A 25,634-nucleotide genomic window follows, 5' to 3' on the forward strand; every position below is an offset into this window, starting at 1 on the left:
CGAGCGCCGATGCGCGCCCGGCGGGCGCCGGGGCGCCCCCGCCCCGCCCCGGGGTCCCGCGCGAAAACCGGCGTCGATCCGCCGTTAAACGCGCCGGGAAACCCGCGGCAAAGGCCGTTTGATCTGGGGATTTGCAAGTGGCCCATGCTTGACCGCATATGCGCCCGGCGGTGACAACTGCCGCCGGGCGTTGTTTCGTTGAACATGTGAGCTGTCCGGCCCACGCGTGGATGGAAAATCGACGATGATGGGTAAAAATGCTGTGGGCGCCCTTGGCTTCATGATTTCCTCTCGATCAGAGCCACGTTCAGAGAAAACTCCTGGGATTCTCGGAATCGCCTCCGCCGGATCCGGGAGCCTCCAAAGTGGGCATGAGCCGGCGCCTCGAAGACCTGGTCCTCCTCGGGTGGGCCGGCCATCCCCCCACTGTTCGCTCGCGGAGCCGACCCATGCTCACCACCCTCAAGACCAGCTACACCGACACCCGTGCGGCCGACCTGGCCTGGTGCCTGGGCCGGGAGCCGCTGCCGGCGCTGGCCGTACTGGATCTCCAACTCGACGCGGCGTACGTGCAGTTGCGGCTGCTCGGCGCCTCCCACCAGGTCCTTCTGGAGGAGGACAGCGGAAGCTGTTCGGAAACGGTCGCCTGCATACCCGGCAGCAGCACCCCGCTGCCCCTGGGCGTCGCCAAGCGCGTCGGCTGCTGGGAGTACGAATTCGCGGCGCGCGTCGAGACCTTGTCCCGATGTTCGTTCGCAGGACGGGCGCAGGAGCTGCTGGCGCTGGTCGCCGAGCACCCCCAGGGGCTCGCCGGAACGTTTCCGGGCGATCCGCACGCCTTCACCGCCCTGCTCGCCCAGCGCCGGGACGGCCAGGTCAGCTGGCGTACCTGGCACGCGTACCCGCAGGAGGGGCGGCTCGTCGTCACCCGTACCCGAGTGGGTGTGCGCGCCGACTGCGCACCGGTGGGCGCGCGGGGGGCCGCTCTGCGCCCTGGCGCGAGCCCCCTGGCGAACGGTTCGTCCCTCAACTAGCTCGTGCGACACCCGCATTGAACTCGTGTGGGTGACAAGACGTGGCGGGATCGTGACGTAGCGTTCCGGCATGATCTACCGACCGGTACCCGCACGCTTGCCCGTACCGGCCGGGCTCGGCCGCCTGCTCGTGCTGATCACGGTCTTCGTCTGCGCCGCCTGCGGCCTGGTGTACGAGCTGGAACTGGTCGCCCTGGCCTCGTACCTCATCGGCGACTCCGTCACCCAGGCGTCCGTCGTGCTGTCGGTGATGGTCTTCGCCATGGGCGTGGGATCGCTGCTGGCCAAACGGCTGCGACGGCGCGCCGCGCTCGGCTTCGCGGCCGTGGAGGCGGTGCTGGCCCTGGTCGGCGGCCTGTCGGCGATGGCGCTGTACGCCTGCTTCGCCTGGTACGGCAGGGCGTGGCCCGCCCTGGTGGTGTTCTCGCTGGTCATCGGGGTGCTCATCGGGGCCGAGGTGCCCCTGCTGATGACGCTCATCCAGCGCGTCCGGCGGCAGGACGCGGGCGGCGCGGTCGCCGACCTCTTCGCCGCCGACTACGTGGGCGCCCTGGTCGGCGGGCTCGCCTTCCCGTTCCTGCTGCTGCCGATGCTCGGCCAGCTGACCGGCGCGCTGGTGACCGGCGCGATCAACGCCGTGGCGGGCGGGGCGCTGGTGCTCTGGGTGTTCCGGGGCGACCTGAGCGCCCGCGGCCGCCGGGCCGTCGTGGCCGCCAACGCGCTGGTCCTGGCGTTGCTCGCGGTCTGCTCGGCGCTCACGGGGCCGTTCGAGCGGGCCGCCCGGCACGCGGTGTACGGCGAGGACGTGCGGGTCGCCGTCCGCACCGAACTCCAGGAACTCGTCCTGGCCGGCGGCGGCCGGGGCGGCCGCCCGCTCTCGCTCTTCCTCAACGGGCGGCTGCGCGCCGCCGGCGAGCCCTCCCGCTACCACGAGGCTCTGGTACGGCCCGCGACGGCCGGCCCCCGCCGGCGCGTCCTGGTGCTCGGCGGCGGCGACGGCATCGCCCTGCGCGAGGTGCTGCGCCGGCCCGGCGTGGCGGCGGTGACGGTCGTCGAGCCCGACGTGGCGGTGGTGCGGCTCGCCCGCACCGACCCCGGTCTGCGCCGCCTCAACCGGGACGCCTACGCGGACCCCCGGGTCGCCGTCGCGCACGCCGACCCGTTCACCTGGCTGCGGCGTGCCGGGGCTGCCCAGAGTCCCTACGACGCGGAGGTCTGCGACCTGCCGGGGCCGGACGGGCCCGGCGGCGCCAAGCTCTACTCGCAGGAGTTCTACGGGCTGGCCGCGCGGCGCCTGGCGCCCGGCGGGCGCCTGGTGGTGCACGCGGGGCGCGTGTCCGGGAACGCGCACGACTTCTGGACGGTGGACGCGACCCTGCGCTCGGTCGGCCTGACGACCACGGCGTACCGGGCCGGGGCGGCGGGGGAGGAGTGGGGGTTCCTGCTGGCCGCCCGGCCGGGAGGCGGAGCCCCAGGGCGGGGCGAGGGGCCGCCCGCGGGCCCGCCCGAGGCGTACGGCGCGGGCGCCCGGCCCGTCGTACGGCCGCCGGGGGCGGGGGTGCCGCCGTCGACGCTGATGCGTCCCCGGTACGAGGAGTGAGGCGCGGGAGGGGGCTTACCGCTCTGGCCCCCGGACCGTCTCGCGGAAGGCTCCCGGCGTCATCCCGGCCCGCTGCCGGAAGAACTTCGAGAAGTTCGCGGCGTCCTCGAACCCCAGCCGCTCCCCGACCCGGACGACCGCCAGGTCGCTGTGGGCCAGCAGCCGCTTGGCCTCCAGCACCACCCGCCGGTCGATGAACTCCTTGGCGCCCACCCCGGCCTCGGCCAGGGTGGCGCGCGAGAGGGTGCGGGGCGCGTAGCCGAGGGCGCGCGCGTAGTCGGCGACCCGGTGGACGGCGGCGAAGTCGCGTTCCACCGCGGCGCGGAAGCGGAGGAACGCGTCCGCCGCCGCCGGGACGCGGCTGCCGACCGGCGCGGTGAGGTGCGCCAGCCGGAGGACCAGCACGGACAGCAGGTGCCGCAGGACGTCGGCGTGGACGTCGGCGGGCAGGCCCGCGCCGGTCAGGAAGTCGGCCGCGAGGTGGCGTACCGCGCAGGTCACGGCCTCGCGGTCGGTGCCGACCGGCTGCCACAGCACCGGGTGGAACGGGTCGTCGGCGAGTGCCGCGACGGGCGAGCCGGGCGGCAGGAAGTTCGGCTGGACGAGGATCACCGTGCCCTCGATCCGGGCCGCGTCCCCGAAGCTCTGCACCTGGCCGGGGCGCACCCAGAGCACCGAGCCCTCGGTCAGCCAGTAGCCGGTGAAGTCCACGGTGTGCGAGGTGGCGCCCGCGTCGACGACCACGAGCTGGTGGAAGTCCAGCCGCTGCGGCCGGGGCAGCAGCCCCTCGGGCGCCCGGGCGCGCAGCTCGGCGACGGTCATCACCTCGATGCCCTGCGGTGTGCCGGGCGGCGGCCGGTAGGTGAGCTCGACGATCCCGTCGGCCGCGCTGTCGCCACCGACGGACTCGGTGCACTCGTGTCGCTTTTTCACCATGACAGGGCCCGAGCGTACCTGGTTGGACACGCCCGGCCCTCGTAGCGTTGACATCAGTCACCACGGTGATTTCACAGACAACTACCCGAGGAGAACGAGGTGAGCGCCATGGCACGGCCCCGGCGGACCGTCACCTACGCATTCGACGCCTACTGCGGCTGGTGCTACGGCTACGGCCCCACCGTCCGCGAGTTCGCGGCCGTGAACGCCGACCGGCTCGACCTCCGGGTGCTGAGCGGCGGCCTGTTCACCGGCCCCCGGGCGCAGCCGGTGGGCGCGTACGCCTCGTACATCCCCCAGGCGGACGCCCGGATCGCCGACCTGACCGGCGCGGTCTTCGGCGCGGCGTACGCCCGCGCGGTGGCGGAGGGCACGACCGTGCTCGACTCCGCCGACGCGGCGACGGCGCTCGTCGCGCTGGCCCGGCAGGCGCCCGGGCGGACGCTCGAACTGGCGGGCGCCCTCCAGGGCGCCTGGTACCGCGACGGGCGCGGCCTGTCCGACCCGGCCACCCTCCGGTCCGTCGCCGCCGAGGCCGGCCTGGACGCGGACGAGGCCGTCGCCGCCTACGCCCGCGCCGACGTGCGCCAGGAGGCGCTGGCCGGCTTCCGCGAGGTCCGGCGGCTGGGCGTGGACAGCTTCCCCACCCTGCTGCTGCACACCGCCGACGGCGGCGTCCGGCGGCTCGGCGGCCCCACCTCCTCCGCGCAGGCGCTCACCCGTGCCCTCGACGAGCATGGAACCGGCGCGTAACCCCCACCCCCCTCAACCCCCTCAGGAGATCCCCATGGCGAAGATCGCCCTCTTCGGCGCCAACGGCACCATCGGCAGCCGCGTGCTGCGCGAGGCCCTGGACCGCGGCCACCAGGTGACGGCCGTCGTCCGCGACCCCGCCAAGCTCACCGAGCGGCACCCCAACCTCACGGTCACCACCGGTGACGTGCTCGACCCGGCCTCCGTCGCCGCCGCGGCCCAGGGCCAGGACGTCGTCGTCAGCGCGGTCGGCGGCGGCGACGGCCCGGGCCACGTCGCCACCATCAAGCCCGCCGCGGAGTCCCTGGTCGCGGGCCTGCGCACGCTCGGCGACGCGGCCCCGCGGCTGATCGCGGTCGGCGGCGCCGGCTCGCTGCGCACGCCCGACGGCAAGCGGGTCTGGGACGCGGAGGGGCTGCCCGAGTTCCTGCTCCAGATCATGCACGCCCACGGTGACGCGCTGGACTTCTACCGCACGGTCACCGACGTCCGCTGGACCAACCTCAGCCCCGCCGGCCTCATCGAGCCCGGCGAGCGCACCGGCACCTACCGCACCGGCCTGGAGGACCTGGTCGTGGACGAGAACGGCAAGAGCCGCATCTCCGCGGAGGACTACGCCGTCGCCCTCGTCGACGAGATCGAGGAGCCGCGGCACATCGGCGAGCGCTTCACGGTCGCCGACTGACCCCACGAAGCCGCACCCACCGGAAAGTTCGATCGGATTCGACCGGGGAGTCCCTGGTGAAGGAACCGGTGGGTAGGCTCGCTTGCCATGGAGCACGAGGTTTTCGTTCCGTTCCCCGTCGATGACGTCCGGCGGGCCCTCTCCGACCCCGCGCGGGTGGCCCGGTGCGTCCCGGGCCTCCAGCAGGACGACGGCGGGACGGACGACGCGGGCGGCGCGCCGGCGAGCACCGGCATCACGGTGGCCGGCCGGCTGCGGCTGCGCATCGGCGGGTCGACGATCACCTACCGCGGGTCGTTGCGGCTGACCGAGCACGACGGCGCGTACGAGCTGTCGGCCGAGGGCACGGAGGCGCGCGGCTCGGCCACGGTGTCCCTCACCCTGAGCGCCCTGCCCGAGGAGGCCCCCGGCGGCACCCGGGTGGCCTGCTCCGGCACGGTCTCGCGGGCCGGCCGGCTGGCCGAGTTCGACACCCGGACGGCCGAGGGAACGGCCCGCCGACTGCTGGACCGCTTCGCCACCGCGCTCGCCGAGGAACTGGCCCAGGACGTCCGGGACGCGGCGCTCCGCGACGAACTGCCGCCCCTGGACGACGAGACGTTCGCCCCCGCCGACGACGTCCTGCCCGACGACGGACCGCCGGCCGAGGCCGCCCACGCCCGCCGGACGATGATCGGCCGCAGCGCCGAGGAGGTCGACCACGCGCCGCCGCGCGGCCGGTACGCGCCGGTCCCCGCGCCCGAGACCACGTCGGGACGGGCGGCCCTGCGCTGGGCGGCCCCGGCGGCGGCCGTCGCCCTCGCCTCCGCGGTGGTCGTCGGACGGGTGCTGCGCCGCAGGCGCTGACGCAGCGGGCCGCCGCGTGCCCGGGCCGCCGCGCGCCTATCGTCGGAAGGGTGACCAACGCTCAGACGACACTGACCGCAGGCAAGGCCGAGGCGACCGTCGACCCGGAGAACGGCTGCCGCCTCTCCAGCCTCAGGATCGACGGGACCGAACTCCTTCGCCAGGGCCCGAAGTACGGGTCCTTCCCCATGGTCCCCTGGTGCGGGCGGATCGCCGAAGGCCGCTTCCGCAACGGCGCAGAGACGCATCAGATGCCCGTGAACCACCCGCCGCACGCGATCCACGGCACCGGTCGCGACACCGCCTGGAGCGTCTCCCGGGCCGAGGACTCCTTCGCGGCGTTCACCTACGACCTCACCGACCCCTGGCCGTACCCCGGCCGCGTCACCCAGCTGGCGGAACTGACCGAGGACTCGCTGACCCTCACCCTGGGCGTCGAGGCGGCCTCGGACTCGTTCCCCGCCCAGGCCGGCTGGCACCCCTGGTTCCTGCGCGACCTCGGCACCGGCGGCGACGTCGAACTGGACTTCGCCCCCGCCTGGCAGGAGGAGCGCGGCGCCGACCACCTGCCCACCGGCCGCCGGATCGACCCCCGCCCCGGCCCCTGGGACGACTGCTTCGGCATGCCCGACGGGGTCAGGGTGACGCTCACCTGGCCCGGGGCCCTGGAGCTCACGGTCACCAGCCGCGCCGAGTGGGTCGTCGTCTACGACGAGCAGGACGAGGCCGTCTGCGTCGAGCCGCAGTCCGGACCGCCCAACGGGCTGAACACCCTGCCGCGCCTGGTCACCCCCATCGACCCGCTGGAGATCTCCACCACGTGGACCTGGCGGAGCCTGGCATAGGCTCATGCCCATGAACGCGCGTGACGCCCTGCTGCAGCAGATCAAGGACAAGGCCGTGGTCCACGGCAAGGTGACCCTCTCCTCCGGCAAGGAGGCCGACTACTACATCGACCTGCGCCGGATCACCCTCGACGCCGAGGCCGCCCCGCTGGTCGGCCAGGTGATGCTGGACGCCACCGCCGACCTGGAGTACGACGCGGTGGGCGGGCTGACCCTGGGTGCCGACCCGGTCGCCACCTCGATGCTGCACGCCGCCGCCGCGCGCGGCCGCAAGCTGGACGCCTTCGTCGTCCGCAAGGCGCAGAAGACGCACGGCATGCAGCGCCGCATCGAGGGCCCGGACATCAAGGGCCGCCGGGTGCTGGTCGTCGAGGACACCTCCACCACCGGCGGTTCGCCGCTGACCGCGGTGGAGGCCGCCCGCGAGGCGGGCGCCGAGGTCGTCGCCGTGGCGACGATCGTCGACCGCGGTGCCGCGTCCGCCATCGAGGGCGCCGGCCTGCGGTACGTCACCGGCTACCAGCTCGGGGACCTCGACCTGGCCTGACCTGCGGTTTCCGGTTCGGGCGTCGACGGCGGGGGCGAGGTTTCACGTGAAACCTCGCCCCCGCCGACGTATGCCGTCGCGGTCTGGCCGGGACGCACCGTGTGGAGCGAATCGGGGAGTCTGGGAAGATGGGGACGACGATGAACGTCGCCCCCTAGGTCAGGGCCCATCCGTAGCTTCACCCGCACATCACAAGGAGCGGACAGATGCCCATCGCAACTCCCGAGGTCTACAACGAGATGCTCGACCGGGCGAAGGCAGGCAAGTTCGCCTACCCGGCCATCAACGTGACCTCGACGCAGACGCTGCACGCCGCGCTGCGCGGTTTCGCCGAGGCGGAGAGCGACGGCATCATCCAGATCTCCACCGGTGGTGCGGAGTTCCTGGGCGGCCAGTACAGCAAGGACATGGTCTCCGGCGCCGTCGCGCTGGCCGAGTTCGCGCACGTCGTGGCCAAGAAGTACCCGGTCAACATCGCCCTGCACACCGACCACTGCCCCAAGGACAAGCTGGACGGCTACGTCCGCCCGCTGCTGAAGATCTCCCAGGAGCGCGTGGCCGCCGGGCAGAACCCGCTGTTCCAGTCCCACATGTGGGACGGTTCCGCCGAGAAGCTCGACGAGAACCTGGCCATCGCCAAGGAGCTGCTCGCCGAGGCCGTGAAGGCGAAGATCATCCTCGAGGTCGAGATCACCCCGACCGGCGGCGAGGAGGACGGCGTCACCCACGAGATCAACGACGAGCTCTACACCACCGTCGCCGACGTCGAGAAGACCGCCGAGGCGCTGGGCCTGGGCGAGAAGGGCCGCTACCTGCTGGCCGCCTCCTTCGGCAACGTCCACGGCGTCTACAAGCCGGGCAACGTCGTCCTCCGCCCCGAGCTGCTCCGCGAGCTCCAGGACGGCATCGCCGCCAAGCACGGCAAGCAGGACCCGTTCGACTTCGTCTTCCACGGCGGCTCCGGCTCCACCGAGGAGGAGATCCGCACCGCGCTGGAGAACGGCGTCGTGAAGATGAACCTCGACACCGACACCCAGTACGCCTTCACCCGCCCGGTGGCGGCCCACATGTTCAGCAACTACGACGGCGTCCTGAAGGTCGACGGCGAGGTCGGCAACAAGAAGACCTACGACCCGCGCACCTGGGGCAAGCTGGCCGAGGCGAGCATGGCCGAGCGCGTCACCAAGGCCTGCGCCGACCTGCGCTCCACGGGCACCAAGCTCAAGTAGTCGCACGGCAGGAACCCTGGGAAGGGCCCGGCGTTCGGCGCCGGGCCCTCTCGCGTGGCCGGGCCCGGCGCGCCGGGGGACCATCGGGGCATGAGCGAGTCCGAGCGCGAGCGCGCGGCCACGTCGGCGGGGACACCGTCCGAGGCGGCCGGCCCCGGGATCCGGATGGGCACCGCCACCGGCCGGTTCGTGCTGCTCACGGCCGTCCTCGGGTCCGGCATGGCGATGCTCGACAGCACCGTCGTCAACGTCGCCCTGCCGCACATCGGCGCCGATCTGGGCGCCGACCTGGCCGTCCTCCAGTGGACGGTGAACGCCTACATGCTCACCCTCGCCGGGCTGATCCTGCTCGGCGGCTCGCTCGGCGACCGGTTCGGGCGGCGGCGGGTGTTCGTCGTCGGCGTGGTGTGGTTCGCGCTCGCCTCCCTGCTCTGCGGGCTCGCCCCGAACGCCGGCATCCTCATCGCCGCCCGCGCGCTCCAGGGCGTCGGCGGAGCCCTGCTCACCCCCGGCTCCCTCGCCCTGCTCCAGGCCGTCTTCCGGCCCGACGACCGGGCCGCCGCCGTCGGCGCCTGGTCCGGCCTGGGCGGGGTGGCCTCCGCGATCGGCCCGTTCGTGGGCGGCTGGCTGGTGGACGGGCCCGGCTGGCGCTGGGTCTTCCTCATCAACCTGCCCGTCGCGGCCGTCTGCGTCCCGGTGGCCCTGCGGCACGTCCCCGAGACCCGCGACCCCGAGGCCCGCGGCCGCTTCGACGTCACCGGCGCCGCGCTCGGCGCCCTGGCCCTCGCCCTGGTCACCTACGCCCTGATCGCCGCCCCCGACCGGGGCGTGTCCCCCTGGGTCATCGGCCCGGCCGTCGCCGGCGTGCTGCTCGGCGTCCTCTTCGTGTACGTCGAGGGGCGCCTCGCCGATCCGATGCTGCCGCCGGGCATCTTCGCGAACCGGACCTTCTCGGCCGTCAACGCGGTCACCGTGTGCGTCTACGCGGCGTTCAGCGGCTTCTTCTTCCTCTCCGTGCTCCAGCTCCAGATCGTCGTCGGCTGGTCCGCGCTGGCCGCCGGCACGGCGCTGCTGCCCACCACCGTCCTGATGCTGCTGCTCTCCTCCCGCGCGGGCCGCTTCGGGCAGGCCGTCGGCGCCCGGCTGCCGCTCACCGCCGGGCCGCTGCTGTGCGCGGCGGGCATGCTGCTGATGACGCGCGCCGGGGCGGGCGCGAGCTACTGGCGGGACGTGCTGCCCGCCCTCGTCGTCCTCGGCCTCGGCATGACCCTCCTCGTCGCCCCGCTCACCGCCACCGTCCTGGCCTCGGTCGACGTCGGCCGGGCCGGCCTCGCCAGCGGCATCAACAACGCCGCCGCCCGGGCCGCGGGACTGGTCGCGGTGGCCGCGCTGCCGCTGCTCGCCGGGATGGGGCCCGAGGCGTACCGCGACCCCGGCGCGTTCGGGAGCGCCTTCCGGCGGGCGATGGCCTGGTGCGCGGGGGCACTGGTGGTGGGGGCGGCCCTGGCGTGGACGACCATTCGGGCGCCCCGGCGCGGGGGGTGCCATCCGGAGTGCGACTACCACTGCGGGGTGAGCGCGCCACCGCTGGACCCCGGCGAACGCTGACCCGGCCGGCCGCCGGTACCCGGGCTGGTCCTCTCCTGGCGCCCGTGCGGCGACAGTGCAGACTGGAGCCCATGGCCATTCACGAGAACCTGCTCGGGGGACCGCCCCCGACCCACCTGCCCGACGACCCCGAGCCGCGCGAGCTGCTCGCCTCCGGCGCCGCGCCGTCCGAGGTCGCCGCCAAGTACCCCGCCTCCTCGCTCGCCTGGGCGCAGCTCGCCGACGAGGCGTTCGAGGCCGGGCGCGTCGTCGAGTCGTACGCCTACGCCCGGACCGGCTACCACCGCGGCCTCGACGCGCTGCGGCGCAGCGGCTGGAAGGGGCACGGGCCGGTGCCGTTCGAGCACGAGCCGAACCGTGGCTTCCTGCGGGCGCTGCACGCGCTCGCCCGTGCCGCGCAGGCGATCGGGGAGCAGGAGGAGTACGAGCGGTGCTCGGCGTTCCTGCGGGACAGTTCGCCGACGGCGGCGAGCACGCTGGGCTGACCTCCCAGTCCCGGCAAAACCGCGCTCTGCGGTTGTCCTCCAGCGCCGGACGGGCCGAACTGCCCGTCCGGCGCTTGCCTCTTGCGGGCGCGCCCCAAGGGACGCATGATGCGAACAGGGGACCGGGGCTCCACGCGACGGAAAGGGGCGGACCGCTACCCGGAAGCCGCATGCAGTGCCGAGGAGCCCACGATGCCGCAGCCGCCCACGCCCCCCACCCTGGAATTCGAGAGCACGACGCCCTACGAGGACTACGTCCGCGCCGAGATCCTCTCCAGCCTCCAGCACCCGCTCACCGACGACCCCGGAGAGCCCGCGTTCCTCGTCACCACGCAGGTGATGGAGCTCTGGTTCACCCTCCTCGTCCACGAGTGGGAGGCCGCCGCCCGCGCGCTGCGCCGGGACGACCTGCCGGCGGCCCTGGCCGCGCTCGAACGGTCGGTGCACGAACTGGGGGCGCTCAACGCCTCGTGGGAGCCGGTCGCGCGGATGACGCCGGTGCAGTTCAACCGGTTCCGGTCGGCGCTCGGCGAGGCGTCCGGGTTCCAGTCGGCCATGTACCGCCGGGTGGAGTTCCTGCTCGGCGAGAAGTCGACGTCGCTGCTGGTGCCGTACCGCAACGTGCCGCGCGTCCGCGCCCGGTTGGAGAAGGCGCTACACGAACCGTCCCTGTACGACGAGGCGTTGCGCTGGCTCGCCCGGCGCGGCCACCCCGTGCCCCGGGCCGTGCTCGCGCGGGACGTGACGGCGCGCTACGAGCCGGACCCGGGCGTGGAGGACGTATGGCAGCGGATCTACGCCGGTGACCAGGGCAGCGACGAGTGCCGGCTCGGCGAGTGGCTGACCGAGGTCGCCGAGCGGGTGTGGCGCTGGCGCAACGACCATCTGGTGGCCACCCGGCGGGCGATGGGCGCCAAGCCGGGCAGCGGCGGCTCCTCGGGGGTCGCCTGGCTGGAGAAGCGGGCCGCGAAGACGGTGTTCCCGGAGCTGTGGACGGCGCGCGGCCGTGTCTGACACCTCCGCCGGCCTCGCCGCCGAAGCCGCCCGCCTGGACGCCGCCGACGAACTGCGCGGCAAACGCGACGCTTTCGACCTCGACGACGGTGTCGCCTACCTCGACGGCAACTCCCTCGGCGCCCTGCCGCGCGCCGTCGCCCCCCGCCTCGCCGACGTCGTCGGCCGCGAGTGGGGGCGGCTGCGGATCCGCTCCTGGGACGAGTCCGGCTGGTGGTCCGCGCCCGAGCGGGTCGGCGACCGGGTCGGGCGGCTGGTCGGGGCCGCGCCCGGGCAGGTGGTGGTGGGCGACTCGACCAGCGTCAACGTGTTCAAGGCCGTGGTCGGGGCCGTCCGCCTGGCGGGGGAGGGCCGGGACGAGATCCTGGTCGACGCCGCGACGTTCCCGACGGACGGCTACATCGCCGAGTCCGCCGCCCGGCTGACGGGCTGCCGGATCCGCGCCGTCCCGGCCGCCGAACTCGGCGCCGCGGCGGGCCCGCGGACCGCCGCCGCCCTGGTCAACCACGTCGACTACCGCACCGGCAGGCTCCACGACCTGCCCGGCACCACCGCCGCCCTGCACGCCGCCGGCGCGCTCGCCGTCTGGGACGTGTGCCACAGCGCGGGCGCGCTGCCCGTCGGGCTGGACGCGCACGGCGTGGACCTCGCGGTCGGCTGCACGTACAAGTACCTGAACGGCGGCCCCGGTTCGCCCGCGTTCCTCTACGCCCGCCGCGACCACCAGGACCGCTTCGACTCCCCGCTGCCGGGCTGGAACTCGCACGCCGACCCCTTCGCCCTGGAGCCCGCCTACACCCCCGCCGACGGCGCGGCCCGCGGCCGGACCGGGACGCCCGAGATCCTCTCCCTGCTGGCCCTGGACGCCGCGCTGGACGTCTGGGACGGCGTCGACCTCGCCGCCGTCCGGGCCAAGAGCCTCGCCCTCACCGACTTCTTCCTCCGCTGCGTGGCCGCGCTGGTCCCGCCCGGCCGGGTGGAGCCGGTCACCCCCGCCGCCCACGCCGAGCGCGGCAGCCAGGTGTCGCTGCGCTGCCCGTCGGGCGCGGACGCCGCCATGGCCGCGCTGGTGGAGCGCGGCGTGGTGGGCGACTACCGCAGGCCGGACGTGCTCCGGTTCGGCTTCGCGCCGCTCTACACGGGCTTCGCGGACGCCGAGCGGGCGGCGCGGACGCTGGCGGAAGTGCTGTGAGCGGCGTGGTCGACGAAGAGGCGGAGCTGTTCGGGCTCCCGTACGTGCCGCCGGACGCGACGACCGCCTACGGGCCGCACCCCGACCAGGTCGTCGACCACTACCTGCCCCCCGGCATGCCCAACGGCGTCCGCGTCACCCTGCTGCACGGCGGCTTCTGGCGCGCCGCGTACGACCGGCGGCACCTCGCTCCGCTGGCGGCCGCGCTGGCCGCGCACGGCTTCGACACCGCCCTCGCGGAGTACCGGCGGGTCGGCGCCGGGGGCGGCTGGCCCGCCACCTTCGCGGACGTGCGGTCCGCCCTCGCCGTCGGGCCGCCGAGCACCCGGCCGCACGTCCTCGTCGGGCACTCGGCCGGCGGCCACCTCGCGCTGTGCGCCGCCGCGCGGGAGGACGCGGGGGTGGACGCGGTCGTGGCCGTCGCCGCCGTCGCCGACCTGGCCCGGGCCCGGGAGCTGGGCACCGGCGGCGGCGCCGTCGACGCCCTGCTCGGCGACCGGCCGGCGGCGGAGGCCGACCCGGCGCTGCTGCGGCCCCGCGTCCCCGTCACGCTGCTGCACGGCTCGGCCGACCCCGAGGTGCCGGTCGAGCTGTCCCACCGGTACGCCGTCGCCGCCCGGCTGCTGGGCGCGGCCGAGCTGCGCGTCCTGCCCGGGGTCGGGCACTACGCGCCCGTCACCCCCGGCACCCCCGCCTGCGACGTGCTGCTGGCGCTCGTCGCGTCGAGCACCAAGCCGGATCCGTGGCCGGGAGCGGGCCGCGTAGTACTTGAGACGGATGCCGACGGATCCCCATGAACGGGGACGACGTACGCCGTCCGGGTGCTTACGGTGGAACGCGTGAACCATTCCCCCGGGACGACCCTCCGCAGTGAGCTGCTCATGCTGAAGAGCGCCCTCGACGGCATCCACCGCGACCTCTTCACCGACGCCTTCGCCTTCCGGCCGCTGGCGCCGCTCGCGGACGGCAGCCGGCTCCTCGCCGTGGTGCCGCGCGCGACCCGCCGGTACGTCCGGTGGCTGCCGCACACCGCGCTGGTGACGTTCACCCTGTTCCTGATGTTCCAGGCGCTGATCCAGGGCGGGACGCCGGTGACCTCGCTGCTCGTCGGCGTGCCCGTGCTCCTGACCCTCGTCCGGCCCATCGGCGCCTGGTGGTGCTCGGTCGCCGCGATCTTCCTGTCGAGCGTCACGGCCGCGGGGTCCGGCCTGTCGATGTCGATACCGTTCGCCGTCCACGCCCTGGTCATGCTGCTCGTCGCGATGCGCAGCCGGCCGCGGGTGGCCGGCGAGATGTGGCTCCTGACGGCGGGCATCGGGGTCTTCCTGACCGTGATCCATCCGGTGCTCGCCGGCCCCTCGCTCTTCGAGTACCTCGTCGCCTCCGGCGTCCTGCTGTTCGCCGTCCTCGCGCTGCGCGTGCTGCGCGACTCCCGCCGGCAGGTGGCCGCCCAGGCGGCCGTCACCGAGGTCGAGCGGTCCCGGCGGACCGTCCTGGAGGAGCGCACGACCATCGCCCGCGAGCTGCACGACGTCGTCGCGCACCACATGTCCGTCGTCGCCATCCAGGCCGAGGCGGCCCCCTACCGGGTCCAGGACACCCCGCCCGAGCTCGCCGCCGCCTTCGCGACGATCCGGGAGAACGCCGTCGCCGCCCTCACCGAGCTGCGCCGCGTCCTCGGCGTCATCCGCTCCGACAGCTCCGACGTCCTCGACGGGCCGGAGGCCCCGCAGCCCACCCTGGACGCGCTGGACGTGCTCCTGGCCAACGTCCGGCAGGCCGGCCTCACCGTCGAGCACGTCGTCACGGGCGCCGTCCGGCCGCTGCCGCAGGGCGTGGAGCTCTCCGCCTACCGGATCGTCCAGGAGGCCCTCAGCAACGTCCTGCGGCACGCACCGGGCGCCGAGGCGCGTGTCGAGGTCTCGTACGTCCTCGGCGGGCTCGGCCTGCGTGTCGTCAACGGGCCGCCCGACCGGCTGGCCAAGCCGTCGCCCGGCGCGGGCCACGGCGTCCTCGGCATGCGGGAGCGCGTCGGGATGCTCGGCGGCGAGATGACGGCCGAGCCCACCGCGGACGGTGGTTACGAGGTCAGCGCCTTCCTGCCCGTCGACGTCCGGGCGGAGGCGGCCGCGTGAGCATCCGGGTGCTGATCGTCGACGATCAGATGATGGTGCGCGAGGGCTTCTCCGTGCTGCTCAACGCCATGCCCGACATCGAGGTCGTCGGCGAGGCGGTGGACGGGCACCAGGCGCTGGAGAAGGTCGCGGAGCTGCGTCCCGACGTCGTCCTCATGGACATCCGGATGCCCGGCCTCAACGGGCTGGACGCCACCCGGGAGATCGTCGCGGCGGACGCGGACGCGAAGGTGCTCGTCCTCACCACCTTCGACCTGGACGAGTACGTCTACCAGGCGCTGCGGGCCGGGGCGAGCGGCTTCCTCCTCAAGGACGCGTCCGCCCGGCAGCTCGCCGACGGCGTCCGGGTCGTCGCCGCCGGCGAGGCGCTGCTCGCGCCCACCGTGACCAAGCGGCTCATCCACGAGTTCTCGCGGCTCGGCACGCCGCGGCAGCCCACGCAGGAGCGGATCGGGGAGCTCACGGAGCGGGAGACGGAGGTGCTGGTGCTGGTCGCCCAGGGGCGGTCGAACGCGGAGATCGCTTCTTATCTGGTGGTGGCGGAGTCGACGGTGAAGACGCATGTGAGCCGGATTCTGGTGAAGCTGGGGTTGCGGGATCGGACGCAGGCCGCGGTCTTCGCCTACGAGGCGGGGTTGATCACGCCGGGTGGGTAGCGGGAGCGGGGCGCCTGCGGCGGGCTGGTGCCCCAGACCCGCCCCTTCGCCGATTCCTGGGGGCGAAGCCCCCAGACCCCCGAAGCGCGCTGCGCGCGCTGTCCTCAAACGCCGGACGGGCTGATTTCAGCGAAACGGTGAAAGGGCGGGACCGGGGCTCCCCCTACCCCGGCAACACCAACCGCCACGCCTCCCCCAACGCCGTCCACGTCCGCTCCCCCACCGGCCCCCGAAGCCGCTCATCCGCCCGGTAGCGGAAATCCGGACCCGACAGGGTCACGGACCGGGCGCGGCAGCGCAGAGGCGCACCGTCGCCCTGCGGATGGACGGAGACCTCCGCCAAGCCGCCCGCCGCCGTGACGGCGACCCGCTCCAGCGGATGGTCCTCGTCGGCGAGGAGGACGCCGTCGGCCTCGACGCGCAGCCGAGGGCCGACCCCGGGCCGCCCCGCCGGCCGCGAGAGCAGGGCCAGCGCCGTCCGGGCCGTCCGCGCGGCGGGGGACCACCACGGGCGGTACGCCGGCCGGGCCGCCGCCGGATGGCCGGCGCGTTCGCGCGGCAGGGCGGCGGGCGCCCAGAGCCCGCCGAGCACCACGCCCTCGTCCTCGTCGGCGAGCAGGCCCAGCCGCCGCTCGACGCCGTCCAGGACGGCTCTGGCGGCCGCCACGGCCCCCAGGGGTACGCCCAGCGCGCGGGCGACCGAGAGGGCGGGCAGCGGGCCGACCGGGACCCAGGCGAGGGGCGTCTCGGCCAGCTCCCGCTGCCGGTGCAGTTGGCCGACCACTCGGAGTAACGCGCGGTCGTCCCCGACCACGACCGTCCGCCGCCGGCCGCGCCGGGCGACCGCCCGCGCGACCTCGCCGGGGCCGTCCGGGAGACAGATTCTGGCCATCGACCCGGCCGTCAGCACGTCCTTGGCGATCCGCACGGATTCACCGTCCACGCGCCGCGCGACCGGGTCGACGACGATCAGCAGCTGCTGTCCAGTCGGGTCTGCAGCCGACACGTTCGTCCTTCCTCAGGTAACCTCTCGGTGCAAGAGCCCCTGTCGCTGTTGCGCCAGGGGCTTCGTCTATCCGGGGCACCGGTTCGACGGCTCTAGCGGTGGTGGACGCCCTGAAACATGGGCTCACGCCACCCGCGCACGTTGGACATGCCCCGCCCGGAAGGGGTGTACGCCTGTGCCCGCACTTGTGCTGCTCGGTGCTCAGTGGGGTGACGAGGGCAAGGGAAAGGCCACCGACCTGCTCGGTGGCTCCGTGGACTATGTGGTGCGTTACCAAGGCGGCAACAACGCCGGTCACACGGTGGTCGTCGGTGACCAGAAATACGCGCTGCATCTCCTCCCTTCCGGGATCCTCTCGCCGGGGTGCACCCCGGTCATCGGCAACGGTGTCGTCGTCGACCCGGCGGTCCTGCTCTCCGAGCTGAGCGGACTGAACGAGCGCGGCGTCGACACGTCGAAGCTCCTGGTCAGCGGTAACGCGCACCTGATCACGCCGTACCACACGACGGTCGACAAGGTGACGGAGCGCTTCCTCGGCAAGCGCAAGATCGGCACCACCGGCCGGGGCATCGGCCCGACCTACGCCGACAAGATCAACCGCGTGGGCATCCGGGTCCAGGACCTCTACGACGAGTCGATCCTGATCCAGAAGGTCGAGGCGGCCCTCGACTTCAAGAACCAGATCCTCGCGAAGCTCTACAACCGCCGCGCCATCGAGGCCGACAAGATCGTCGAGGAGCTGCTGGGCTACGCCGAGCAGATCAAGCCGTTCGTCGCGGACACCACGCTGATCCTGAACAACGCCATCGACGAGGGCAAGGTCGTCCTCTTCGAGGGCGGCCAGGGCACCCTGCTCGACGTGGACCACGGCACGTACCCCTTCGTGACCTCCTCGAACCCGACCGCGGGCGGCGCCTGCACGGGTGCGGGCGTCGGCCCCACGAAGATCAACCGGGTGATCGGCATCCTCAAGGCGTACACCACCCGCGTGGGTGCCGGTCCGTTCCCGACCGAGCTGTTCGACAAGGACGGCGAGGCGCTGCGCACCATCGGCGGCGAGCGCGGTGTCACCACCGGCCGCGACCGCCGCTGCGGCTGGTTCGACGCGGTGATCGCCCGCTACGCCACCCGCGTCAACGGCCTCACGGACTTCTTCCTCACCAAGCTCGACGTGCTCACCGGCTGGGAGCAGATCCCGGTCTGCGTCGCGTACGAGATCGACGGCAAGCGCGTCGAGGAGCTGCCCTACAGCCAGAGCGACTTCCACCACGCGAAGCCGGTCTACGAGATGCTGCCGGGCTGGTCCGAGGACATCAGCAAGGCCAAGACCTTCTCCGACCTGCCGAAGAACGCCCAGGCGTACGTGAAGGCGCTGGAGGAGATGTCGGGCGCCCCGATCTCCGCGATCGGCGTCGGCCCGGGCCGCACCGAGACGATCGAGATCAACTCGTTCCTCTCGTAGGGCTCACGCCGTAAGACGAAGCGCCCCGGTGACCGTCACGGTCACCGGGGCGCTTCGCGTCGTTCACCGCTTGGTTCACTGCTTGGTGTAGACCAGCGACGCGTCCTTCGTCCCCGAGTCGATGAAGTCGCGGCGCATCCTGCCGTCCGGCTGCAGGACGAGCTCCGAGGCGGAGCCCGGCTGGCAGGCGGACTTGGGCTGGGCCTCGGTGACGGTGGACGGGCCGATCATCAGGGGGCCGGGCGTGGTGGCGTTGGCGCCGCCGGTCACCGACGCCTGCCAGACGCAGTGGTAGCTGGTGCCGTCGTCCAGGACGCCGTCGCCGGTGATCTCGACCAGGGCGCCCGAGGCGCCGGGCCGGACGAAGAGGACGCGCTTGTTGCGGTGTCCGTCACCGCCGAACTCCGACTGCCAGACGCCCTTGTACCGCGTCACACCGGTGGCCTCGGGGGTCGAGGACGGGGTGGCGGACGGCGTCGGCGTGCCGGCCGTCGGGCCGGGCTTGGCGGTGCCGCCGCCGTGCGGGGTGGGCGGGGCCGTCGTGGGGGCGGCGGACGTGTGGTCCCCGGTCTGGTGTTTCACCACGTACACCGTCCCGGCGCCCGCCAGCAGCCCCGCCGCCGCGATGGCGACGAGGGCCAGCGGCTTGCGCGACCGGGACGGCGGCGGCTGGACCGGCGGGTACGCCGCGGGCGGCGGGCCGTACGCGCCGGAGTGCGGGTGCTGCGGGTAGCCGTAGCCCGGCGGGGGAGGAGGCGGATGGCCGACGGAGCCGGTGGACCCGGTGGAGGTCGAGACCGCCGTCATGGTCGGCGGGTCCGCAGGCGGGGGCGTGTGCGGCGGGAGGACGCCCGTCGGGCGCTCGGACGCGGGTATGGAGGCCGGCGGCGGGTCGGCCTCGGCCGGGTCCTCCGCGTCGAGCAGCCGTACGGCGTGCCGGCCCAGCTGGGCGACGAGCCCGGCCGGCAGCCACGGCTCGGCGGCGCCCAGGTCGTCCAGGGCCTCCGCCACCCCGGTCCGCTCCAGCACCTGCTCCGTGGTGGGCCGTCCGGCCGGGTCCTTGGCCAGGCAGTCGGTGATCAGCGGCAGCAGCGGCTCCGGGACACCGTCGAGGTCGGGCTCCTCCTCGGCGACGCGGAACATCAGCGCGTGCACGCCGCTGTCGGTCGTCCCGAACGGCATCCGCCCGGTGGCCGCGTAGGCGAGTACCGAGCCCATGCAGAACACGTCACTGGCCGGGGTGACCTCCCGGCCGCGCACCTGCTCGGGCGACATGAAGCCGGGGGAGCCCACGGCGGCGCCGGTGCGGGTGAGGCCGCCCCCGTCGGTGACGCTCTCCAGGGCGCGCGCGATGCCGAAGTCGATGACGCGCGGCCCGTCCAGGGTGATCAGGACGTTGGACGGCTTGAGGTCGCGGTGGACGATGCCGGCGGCGTGGACGGACTGGAGGGCGCGGGCCAGCCCGGCCGCCAGGATCCGGACGGAACGTTCGGGCAGCGGGCCGAAGTCGCGGCCGATCACCTGGCGCAGGGAGGGGCCGGCGATGTAGCCGGTGGCGACCCAGGGCACCTCCGCCTCGGTGTCGGCGTCGAGTACGGGGGCGGTCCACTCCCCGCCCACCCGGCGGGCTGCCTGCACCTCGCGGCGGAAGCGGTTGCGGAACTCCTCCTGGCCGGCCAGCTCCGGCTGCACGAGTTTGACCGCGACCGTGCGGCCACGGTCCGAGCGGGCCAGATAGACCCGGCCCATGCCGCCCGCGCCGAGCCGGCCGAGCAGCCGGTAGGCGCCGAGTGTGCGTGGGTCTTCGGGCGACAGGGCATCCATGCCGTCAGCACTCCTTCCCCCCGTATTTCCCCCGTTGTTCCAGAGCGGGAGGATAGCCGGACGGCAAGAGGGCCGGAGCCCCGCGCGGGAAAGTGCGGGGGTTCCGGCCCTCTCGGGCGGTGCGCCGGATGGCTGTGCGCCGGCTGGTGACGCGTCGGATGGTGACGCGTCGGATGGTGACGCGTCAGGTGGCGACGGCCGGGATGATGTTCTCGGCCTGCGGGCCCTTGTGGCCCTGCGTGATGTCGAAGGTGACCTTCTGGCCTTCCGTCAGCTCGCGGAAGCCGGTGGTCGCGATGTTGGAGTAGTGCGCGAAGACGTCGGCGCCGCCGCCGTCCTGCTGGATGAAGCCGAAGCCCTTCTCCGAGTTGAACCATTTCACGATGCCAGTAGCCAAGATTGACTCCTCGATAGGCGGGTGCGCGGGGATTTCCGCACGGCGCGGAATTCCTGGGGGGACAGGGGCCGGGAGAGGGTTCCGGAGGCCCGGGAAAGAGAAGTGCGCCCGAGGTCACAGACCGTCGGGCGCACATGTCATATGGGTACCACCACTGCAACTGGCGACGAACGTAGCATGCGAAACCGAGGCGAATCGGGATTTCCGGCGCGGTGGGGCGTGGTGATTCGCGGACCGCGCGGGCGCCCGGACGGGCGCCCGCACCGGCGCGCGGGTCCGGCACTGTGTCGCCGCGGGCGGCGCGTTCCGGACAGTGTGCCGGTGCCTCCGGACGGGTGACCGCCGTACGCTGGGGCCGCGTCGGCGCAGGACGGATCCGTGGCCGCGACGGCCGGGGGCCGCCGGCCGCCGCGCACCTTCACACCGCCGAAACGCCGAGGTCGCCGCCCGTGAGCACGCTGCCCGATCCGTCCCGTGGTGCCGCCGTCAAGGCCACCGACCGCGCCCACGTCTTCCACTCCTGGTCCGCCCAGGCCCTCATCGACCCGATCGCCGTCGCGGGTGCCGAGGGGTCGTACTTCTGGGACCACGACGGCAACCGCTATCTCGACTTCTCCTCCCAGCTGGTGAACACCAACATCGGCCACCAGCACCCCAAGGTCGTCGCGGCGGTCCGGGAGCAGGCCGCGCGGCTGTGCACGATCGCGCCCGGCTTCGCCGTCGACGTGCGCTCGGAGGCGGCCCGGCTGGTCGCCGAGCGGACGCCCGGCGACCTCGACAAGATCTTCTTCACCAACGGCGGCGCGGAGGCCGTCGAGAACGCCGTGCGCATGTCCCGGCTGCACACCGGCCGGACCAAGGTGTTCAGCGCCTACCGCTCGTACCACGGCGCCACCGCCACCGCGATCAACCTCACCGGCGACCCGCGCCGCTGGCCGTCCGACACCGCCTCCGCCGGTGTGGTCCACTTCTGGACCCCCTACCTCTACCGCTCTCCCTTCCACGCGGAGACCGAGGAGCAGGAGTGCGAGCGGGCCCTGCGGCACCTGGAGGACGTGCTGGTCTTCGAGGGGCCGCAGACCGTCGCGGCGATCGTCCTGGAGACCGTGCCCGGCACCGCGGGCATCATGGTCCCGCCGCCCGGCTACCTGCCCGGGGTGCGGAAGCTGTGCGACAAGTACGGCGTCGTGCTGATCCTGGACGAGGTGATGGCGGGCTTCGGCCGCACCGGCCGCTGGTTCGCCGCCGACCACTGGGACGTCGTCCCGGACCTGCTGACCTTCGCCAAGGGCGTCAACTCCGGCTACGTCCCGCTCGGCGGCGTGGCCATCTCCGCGGAGATCGCCGCGACCTTCGACCGGCGCCCCTACCCGGGCGGACTGACGTACTCCGGCCACCCACTGGCCTGCGCGGCCGCCGTGGCGACGATCGGGGCTATGGCCGAGGAGGGCATCGTCGAGAACGCCGCCCGCATCGGCGACGAGGTCCTCGGCCCCGGGCTGCGGGAGCTCGCCGAGCGCCACCCGTCGGTGGGCGAGGTGCGCGGCACCGGCGTCTTCTGGGCGCTGGAGCTGGTCCGCGACCGCGCGACCCGGGAGCCCCTGGTGCCGTACAACGCCTCAGGAGAGGACAACGCCCCGATGGCCGCCTTCACCGCGGCCTGCCGCGCCGCCGGGCTGTGGCCCTTCGTCAACATGAACCGGACGCACGTCGTACCGCCGTGCACCGTCACCGAGGCCGAGGCCAAGGACGGCCTCGCGCTGCTGGACGAGGCGCTCGCGGTGGCCGACGCGCACACCGGCTGACGGCGCCCGGGCCCCGCTCCACCGTGACGGGCCGGTACGCTCCCCGACGGCCCTCGCCTATCTTGTTGCGAGGGCCGTTCGCGCGCCGGCGCGCGGTCAGGGAAGGGGAGACGGACACCATGCCCGGCAGCGACGCTGTCAAGCGCACGACGCTGCGCTCACAGATCGCCGACGCCCTGCGCGAGGAGGTCATCGCGGGCCGGCTCCCGGCGGGACGGCAGTTCACCGTCAAGGAGATAGCCGAGAGCTACGGGGTCTCGGCCACCCCCGTCCGCGAGGCGCTGCTCGACCTGTGCTCGCAGGGCCTGCTCCACGTCGAGCTGCACAAGGGCTACCGGGTGCGCGAGTTCTCGTACGCGGACTTCCTGGCCATGGTCGAGGCGCGCACGATGATGCTGGAGGGGATGTTCCGGCACGCCACCGAGCAGGCGCTGGGCGCCGCCACCCCGGCCGTCCTGGCCTCCGTCCGGCGCCGCGCCGAGGAGGCGTCCCGCGCCGCGAACGCCGGTGACCTGGACATCCTCATCGGCTACGACCTGCGCTTCTGGCGCGAGTTCGCGGCCCTCGTCGGAAACCCGTACATCTCGGACTTCCTGGACCGGGTGCGGGTGCAGTGCTGGGTCTTCATGGTTCCGCTGCTGCGCCGGGTCGGGGATCTGCGCGGGCGGCTGTGGTGCGGGCACGTGGAGATGGTGGAGGCGCTGGCCCGCCGGGAGGGCGGGGCCGTGCAGCGGATCATCACCGGGTACAACACGCACGCGCTGACGCTGATCAGGTCGCTGACGGGCTGATCGCGCCGGTTGACGGTCGGGCGGCGGTGAAGGGGGATAAGTCCGGACACGGGCGGTCGGAGTGTTCGTCGATGCGGGTAATTCCGGTCACTTGGCACGGGGATTCGATATTGCGTGTGCAACCCAACGATCTCTGGGTTCGTCTTGAGGACATGACGTCCGAGAACCCGCCGTCGCCGCCCCCCGACGAGCAGCGCGCCGGCGCCGTCGGCCTGTCCGTGGTCGTTCCGGCCTACAACGAGGAGGACCGCCTCGCCCCCAGTCTCAAGACCATCCGCGCCCATCTCGACGGGGAGGGGACGGAGACCTGGGAACTGATCGTCGTCGACGACGGGTCGACGGACGGCACGGCCGACGTGGTCCGGGCCGCCGCCGCCGAGGACCCGCGCATCCGGCTGCTCGGCTCGCCCGCCAACCGCGGGAAGGGGCACGCCGTCCGGATCGGCGTGCTGGCCTCGCACGGCCGGCGGGTCCTGGTCACCGACGCCGACCTGGCCACGCCCATGTCGGAACTGCCGCTGCTGAGCGCCGGGTTGGACGCGGGTGCCGCCGCGGCGGTCGGCTCCCGGGCGCTGCCCGGTTCGCGCATCGGCATCCGCCAGCACGCCCTGCGCGAGGCCCTCGGCCGGGCGGGCGCCGGCGTGATACGCGCCGTGGCCGCGCCCGGGGTGCGGGACAGCCAGTGCGGGTTCAAGCTCTTCGAGGGCGAGCGGGCGCGCACGGCGTTCGCCGCGTCCCGGCTCAACGGCTGGGCCTTCGACGTCGAAATCCTGCGCTTCTTCCGCAAGCGCGGCTGGGCGGTCGCGGAGGTGCCGGTCCGCTGGGACCACCGGCCCGGCTCCAAGGTGCGCCCGCCCGCGTACGCCGCCGTCCTCGGCGACCTGGTCCGGCTGCGGATCCGGGCGGTCCATCCGGCCGGGCCCGCCGTCGCCGGCCTCTACCTGCTGATCGCCCTCTTCCTGTACGCCGGGCTGTGGGCCGCGCCGAACGCCGCGTACCTCGTCGACTCGGCCTCCGACCAGCAGCAGTGGGAGTGGTTCTTCGCGGTCACCGCGGACAACGTCGCGCACCTCCGCGACCCGTTCTTCACCGACCTCCAGAACCACCCCTACGGCGTCAACCTCATGGCGAACACGACCATGATGGGCGTCTCCGTCCCCCTCGCGCCGCTGACGCTGACCCTCGGCCCGCACGTCACCTGGGCGGTGGTGCTCACCGGCGGGACGGCCCTGACGGCGTGGACCTGGTACCGGCTGCTGGCGAAACGCCTCGTCCGCTCCCGGTGGGCCGCGGCGCTGGGTGGCGGCTTCTGCGCCTTCGCGCCGCCGATGGTCTCGCACGGCACCGCGCACCCCAACTTCGCGGTCCTCTTCGTCATCCCACTGATCATCGAGCGGGCGCTGCGGCTCTGCGAGGGCCGGCGGGTCCGGCGCGACGGCGTGATCCTCGGCCTGCTCCTCGTCTACCAGGTCTTCCTCGGCGAGGAGGTGCTGCTGCTGGCCGCGACCGGGCTGCTCCTCTTCGCCTTCGGGTACGCCGTCTTCGCCCCCGGCGCGGCGCGGGCGGCCGCCGGGCCGCTGCTGCGCGGGCTGGCGGTGGCGGCGCCGGTGGCGGCGGTGCTGCTGGCGGTGCCGCTGTACCGGCAGTTCTTCGGGGCGCAGAGCTACCACAGTGTGCTGCACGGCTCGGTGGGCAACCATCCGTTCGCGCTGCTGGAGTTCGCGACCCGGTCGCTGGCCGGCGACGCGCGGGTCGCGGCGTCGTTGTCCCTCAACCGGACCGAGGAGAACGCGTTCTTCGGCTGGCCGCTGATCGTGCTGGCGGTCTTCCTCGTCGTACGGATGCGGGACCGGCCGCTGGTCCGCGCCCTGGGGTTCACCGCCCTGGCCGCCGCCGTGCTCTCGCTCGGGCGGGACATCCCGGTCCTCGGCACGACCCACACGCTGCCCGGTCCGTGGCGGGTGGTGGGCGAGATGCCGCTGTTCGAGTCCGTCATCGAGTCCCGTACGGCCATGATCTGCGCCCCGGCCCTCGGCATCCTGCTCGCCCTCGCCTGCGACCGCGCCCTGAACAGCCGGCCGCGCGGCGAGCGCGAGCGCGGCCGGCGGCTCGCGGCCTGGGCGGCGGGGGCCGCGGCGCTGGTGCCGCTGCTGCCGACGCCGTACCCGACCGTCGAACGCGCGCCGGTGCCGGCGTTCGTCGCGGACGGGCACTGGCGGGACCACGTCCGGCCCGGCCGGACGCTGGTGCCCGTGCCGGTGCCCGACCCGGGGCACGTCACGGCGCTGGACTGGCAGGCGCGGGCGGACTTCGGCTTCGCCCTGCCCGGCGGCTACTTCAACGGCCCCGACGGCCCCGACCGGCGCGGCATCTACGGCCCGGTCCCCACGCCCACCGCCGAGCTCCTGAAGAAGGTGAACGAGACGGGCCGCGCGGCGGACGTCGACGACCGGACGCGGCGGGCGTTCGGCCGGGACCTGGCCGCCTGGCGGGCCGACGCGATCGTCCTGCCGCCGCAGGACAAGCAGGACAAGGGGGAGCCGCTGCGCGAGACCGTCGAACGGCTCACCGGGCGGAAGCCGCAGCGGGTCGGGGGCGTCTGGGTGTGGGACGTGCGGGACGGGGTGTGAGGGGCGGGGACGTTTGTGGGATCAGGGGCACGCCTGTGGAGTCAGGGGCACGCCTGTGGAGTCAGGGGCATGCCGGTGGGATCAGGGGCATGCCGGTGGGTTCACGGGCGTGCCCGAAACCGGACGGAATCCGCCCGTCCATGTCCGTCGCCCC

23 protein-coding genes are annotated in these 25,634 nt (G+C 73.9%); 19 read left to right on the top strand and 4 right to left on the bottom strand.

Annotated features, from left to right (window positions below; translation table 11 throughout):
- Nucleotides 1-449 precede the first annotated feature (449 nt).
- Both JNW98_RS01080 and JNW98_RS01085 read left to right on the top strand, forming a co-directional pair.
- Nucleotides 450-1,034 (top strand): DUF2617 family protein, encoded by a 585-nt coding sequence (locus JNW98_RS01080; RefSeq protein ID WP_223766125.1) that lies wholly within the window; start codon nucleotides 450-452, stop codon nucleotides 1,032-1,034.
- Between the two features lie 70 nt (nucleotides 1,035-1,104).
- Nucleotides 1,105-2,634, top strand: coding sequence for a polyamine aminopropyltransferase (locus JNW98_RS01085; RefSeq protein WP_223766126.1), 1,530 nt, complete (start codon nucleotides 1,105-1,107; stop codon nucleotides 2,632-2,634).
- Between the two features lie 15 nt (nucleotides 2,635-2,649).
- On the opposite strand, the gene JNW98_RS01090 is transcribed toward JNW98_RS01085, so the two are convergent.
- Nucleotides 2,650-3,570: a helix-turn-helix domain-containing protein gene (locus JNW98_RS01090; protein ID WP_223766127.1), complete on the bottom strand. Its 921-nt coding sequence runs from the start codon at nucleotides 3,568-3,570 to the stop codon at nucleotides 2,650-2,652.
- Between the two features lie 108 nt (nucleotides 3,571-3,678).
- Here JNW98_RS01090 and JNW98_RS01095 point away from each other — a divergent pair, with 108 nt between their 5' ends.
- The 13 genes from JNW98_RS01095 to JNW98_RS01155 all read left to right on the top strand — a co-directional run bounded on the left by JNW98_RS01095 (nucleotide 3,679) and on the right by JNW98_RS01155 (nucleotide 15,565).
- Nucleotides 3,679-4,323, top strand: coding sequence for a DsbA family protein (locus JNW98_RS01095; RefSeq protein WP_223766168.1), 645 nt, complete (start codon nucleotides 3,679-3,681; stop codon nucleotides 4,321-4,323).
- A 34-nt stretch (nucleotides 4,324-4,357) separates the two neighbouring features.
- Nucleotides 4,358-5,008, top strand: coding sequence for an NAD(P)-dependent oxidoreductase (locus JNW98_RS01100; RefSeq protein WP_223766128.1), 651 nt, complete (start codon nucleotides 4,358-4,360; stop codon nucleotides 5,006-5,008).
- 87 nt (nucleotides 5,009-5,095) lie between these two features.
- Complete coding sequence (locus JNW98_RS01105; RefSeq protein ID WP_223766129.1) at nucleotides 5,096-5,854, top strand: SRPBCC family protein; 759 nt, start codon at nucleotides 5,096-5,098, stop codon at nucleotides 5,852-5,854.
- A 50-nt stretch (nucleotides 5,855-5,904) separates the two neighbouring features.
- Complete coding sequence (locus tag JNW98_RS01110; protein WP_223766130.1) at nucleotides 5,905-6,699, top strand: aldose epimerase family protein; 795 nt, start codon at nucleotides 5,905-5,907, stop codon at nucleotides 6,697-6,699.
- A 10-nt stretch (nucleotides 6,700-6,709) separates the two neighbouring features.
- Nucleotides 6,710-7,246, top strand: a complete 537-nt coding sequence (pyrE, locus tag JNW98_RS01115) for an orotate phosphoribosyltransferase (RefSeq protein WP_223766131.1) — start codon at nucleotides 6,710-6,712, stop codon at nucleotides 7,244-7,246.
- Nucleotides 7,247-7,452: 206 nt separating this feature from the next.
- Nucleotides 7,453-8,475 carry a class II fructose-bisphosphate aldolase gene (gene fbaA, locus JNW98_RS01120; protein WP_223766132.1) on the top strand — a complete coding sequence of 341 codons (1,023 nt, stop codon included), beginning with the start codon at nucleotides 7,453-7,455 and terminating at the stop codon, nucleotides 8,473-8,475.
- Between the two features lie 90 nt (nucleotides 8,476-8,565).
- The gene (locus JNW98_RS01125) at nucleotides 8,566-10,083 is read left to right on the top strand and encodes an MFS transporter (RefSeq protein ID WP_223766133.1); all 1,518 of its coding nucleotides are present in this window, start codon (nucleotides 8,566-8,568) and stop codon (nucleotides 10,081-10,083) included.
- A 71-nt stretch (nucleotides 10,084-10,154) separates the two neighbouring features.
- Entirely contained in the window at nucleotides 10,155-10,568 is a 414-nt protein-coding gene (locus tag JNW98_RS01130) for a DUF3151 domain-containing protein (protein WP_223766134.1), read from the top strand.
- A gap of 192 nt (nucleotides 10,569-10,760) precedes the next feature.
- A complete protein-coding gene (locus JNW98_RS01135; RefSeq protein WP_223766135.1) occupies nucleotides 10,761-11,582 on the top strand; it encodes a tryptophan 2,3-dioxygenase in 822 nt (273 codons plus the stop codon).
- The gene (kynU, locus tag JNW98_RS01140) at nucleotides 11,575-12,774 is read left to right on the top strand and encodes a kynureninase (protein ID WP_223766136.1); all 1,200 of its coding nucleotides are present in this window, start codon (nucleotides 11,575-11,577) and stop codon (nucleotides 12,772-12,774) included. Before JNW98_RS01135 ends, kynU begins: the two co-directional genes overlap by 8 nt.
- Entirely contained in the window at nucleotides 12,771-13,571 is an 801-nt protein-coding gene (locus tag JNW98_RS01145) for an alpha/beta hydrolase (protein ID WP_223766137.1), read from the top strand. The genes kynU and JNW98_RS01145 overlap by 4 nt, the downstream gene beginning before the upstream one ends.
- 84 nt (nucleotides 13,572-13,655) lie before the next feature.
- Entirely contained in the window at nucleotides 13,656-14,909 is a 1,254-nt protein-coding gene (locus JNW98_RS01150) for a sensor histidine kinase (protein WP_223766169.1), read from the top strand.
- On the top strand, nucleotides 14,906-15,565 hold the full coding sequence (locus tag JNW98_RS01155; RefSeq protein ID WP_223766138.1) for a response regulator: 660 nt from the start codon (nucleotides 14,906-14,908) through the stop codon (nucleotides 15,563-15,565). Before JNW98_RS01150 ends, JNW98_RS01155 begins: the two co-directional genes overlap by 4 nt.
- A 163-nt stretch (nucleotides 15,566-15,728) precedes the next feature.
- On the opposite strand, the gene JNW98_RS01160 is transcribed toward JNW98_RS01155, so the two are convergent.
- Entirely contained in the window at nucleotides 15,729-16,571 is an 843-nt protein-coding gene (locus JNW98_RS01160; RefSeq protein WP_223766139.1) for a diacylglycerol kinase, read from the bottom strand.
- Between the two features lie 175 nt (nucleotides 16,572-16,746).
- Here JNW98_RS01160 and JNW98_RS01165 point away from each other — a divergent pair, with 175 nt between their 5' ends.
- Nucleotides 16,747-18,033 carry an adenylosuccinate synthase gene (locus JNW98_RS01165; RefSeq protein WP_223766140.1) on the top strand — a complete coding sequence of 429 codons (1,287 nt, stop codon included), beginning with the start codon at nucleotides 16,747-16,749 and terminating at the stop codon, nucleotides 18,031-18,033.
- A gap of 75 nt (nucleotides 18,034-18,108) precedes the next feature.
- Here JNW98_RS01165 and JNW98_RS01170 read toward each other — a convergent pair whose 3' ends face one another.
- Together JNW98_RS01170 and JNW98_RS01175 are read right to left on the bottom strand one after the other, a co-directional pair.
- Nucleotides 18,109-19,857 (bottom strand): serine/threonine-protein kinase, encoded by a 1,749-nt coding sequence (locus JNW98_RS01170; protein ID WP_223766141.1) that lies wholly within the window; start codon nucleotides 19,855-19,857, stop codon nucleotides 18,109-18,111.
- Nucleotides 19,858-20,041: 184 nt separating this feature from the next.
- Nucleotides 20,042-20,254: a cold-shock protein gene (locus JNW98_RS01175; protein WP_223766142.1), complete on the bottom strand. Its 213-nt coding sequence runs from the start codon at nucleotides 20,252-20,254 to the stop codon at nucleotides 20,042-20,044.
- Between the two features lie 449 nt (nucleotides 20,255-20,703).
- Between JNW98_RS01175 and JNW98_RS01180 the strand changes: the two genes are divergently transcribed.
- The 3 genes from JNW98_RS01180 to JNW98_RS01190 all read left to right on the top strand — a co-directional run bounded on the left by JNW98_RS01180 (nucleotide 20,704) and on the right by JNW98_RS01190 (nucleotide 25,480).
- Nucleotides 20,704-22,059 (top strand): aspartate aminotransferase family protein, encoded by a 1,356-nt coding sequence (locus JNW98_RS01180; protein WP_223766143.1) that lies wholly within the window; start codon nucleotides 20,704-20,706, stop codon nucleotides 22,057-22,059.
- A gap of 119 nt (nucleotides 22,060-22,178) precedes the next feature.
- Nucleotides 22,179-22,850 carry a GntR family transcriptional regulator gene (locus tag JNW98_RS01185; protein WP_223766144.1) on the top strand — a complete coding sequence of 224 codons (672 nt, stop codon included), beginning with the start codon at nucleotides 22,179-22,181 and terminating at the stop codon, nucleotides 22,848-22,850.
- A 152-nt stretch (nucleotides 22,851-23,002) separates the two neighbouring features.
- Nucleotides 23,003-25,480, top strand: coding sequence for a dolichyl-phosphate beta-glucosyltransferase (locus tag JNW98_RS01190; RefSeq protein WP_223766145.1), 2,478 nt, complete (start codon nucleotides 23,003-23,005; stop codon nucleotides 25,478-25,480).
- Nucleotides 25,481-25,634 lie beyond the last annotated feature (154 nt).

This window comes from Streptomyces huiliensis, from assembly GCF_020037025.1.
Taxonomy (GTDB): Bacteria; Actinomycetota; Actinomycetes; order Streptomycetales; family Streptomycetaceae; genus Streptomyces; species Streptomyces huiliensis.

What these genes read in the sequence shown, in the direction of transcription:
- pyrE (WP_223766131.1), top strand. Translation starts at nt 6,710, where the DNA reads ATGAACGCGCGTGACGCCCTGCTGCAGCAGATCAAGGACAAGGCCGTG.
- JNW98_RS01085 (WP_223766126.1), top strand. Translation starts at nt 1,105, where the DNA reads ATGATCTACCGACCGGTACCCGCACGCTTGCCCGTACCGGCCGGGCTC.
- JNW98_RS01135 (WP_223766135.1), top strand. Translation starts at nt 10,761, where the DNA reads ATGCCGCAGCCGCCCACGCCCCCCACCCTGGAATTCGAGAGCACGACG.
- JNW98_RS01095 (WP_223766168.1), top strand. Translation starts at nt 3,679, where the DNA reads ATGGCACGGCCCCGGCGGACCGTCACCTACGCATTCGACGCCTACTGC.
- fbaA (WP_223766132.1), top strand. Translation starts at nt 7,453, where the DNA reads ATGCCCATCGCAACTCCCGAGGTCTACAACGAGATGCTCGACCGGGCG.
- JNW98_RS01090 (WP_223766127.1), bottom strand. Translation starts at nt 3,570, where the DNA reads ATGGTGAAAAAGCGACACGAGTGCACCGAGTCCGTCGGTGGCGACAGC.
- JNW98_RS01190 (WP_223766145.1), top strand. Translation starts at nt 23,003, where the DNA reads ATGACGTCCGAGAACCCGCCGTCGCCGCCCCCCGACGAGCAGCGCGCC.
- JNW98_RS01080 (WP_223766125.1), top strand. Translation starts at nt 450, where the DNA reads ATGCTCACCACCCTCAAGACCAGCTACACCGACACCCGTGCGGCCGAC.
- JNW98_RS01150 (WP_223766169.1), top strand. Translation starts at nt 13,656, where the DNA reads ATGCTGAAGAGCGCCCTCGACGGCATCCACCGCGACCTCTTCACCGAC.
- JNW98_RS01185 (WP_223766144.1), top strand. Translation starts at nt 22,179, where the DNA reads ATGCCCGGCAGCGACGCTGTCAAGCGCACGACGCTGCGCTCACAGATC.
- JNW98_RS01125 (WP_223766133.1), top strand. Translation starts at nt 8,566, where the DNA reads ATGAGCGAGTCCGAGCGCGAGCGCGCGGCCACGTCGGCGGGGACACCG.
- JNW98_RS01130 (WP_223766134.1), top strand. Translation starts at nt 10,155, where the DNA reads ATGGCCATTCACGAGAACCTGCTCGGGGGACCGCCCCCGACCCACCTG.
- JNW98_RS01100 (WP_223766128.1), top strand. Translation starts at nt 4,358, where the DNA reads ATGGCGAAGATCGCCCTCTTCGGCGCCAACGGCACCATCGGCAGCCGC.
- JNW98_RS01105 (WP_223766129.1), top strand. Translation starts at nt 5,096, where the DNA reads ATGGAGCACGAGGTTTTCGTTCCGTTCCCCGTCGATGACGTCCGGCGG.
- JNW98_RS01170 (WP_223766141.1), bottom strand. Translation starts at nt 19,857, where the DNA reads ATGGATGCCCTGTCGCCCGAAGACCCACGCACACTCGGCGCCTACCGG.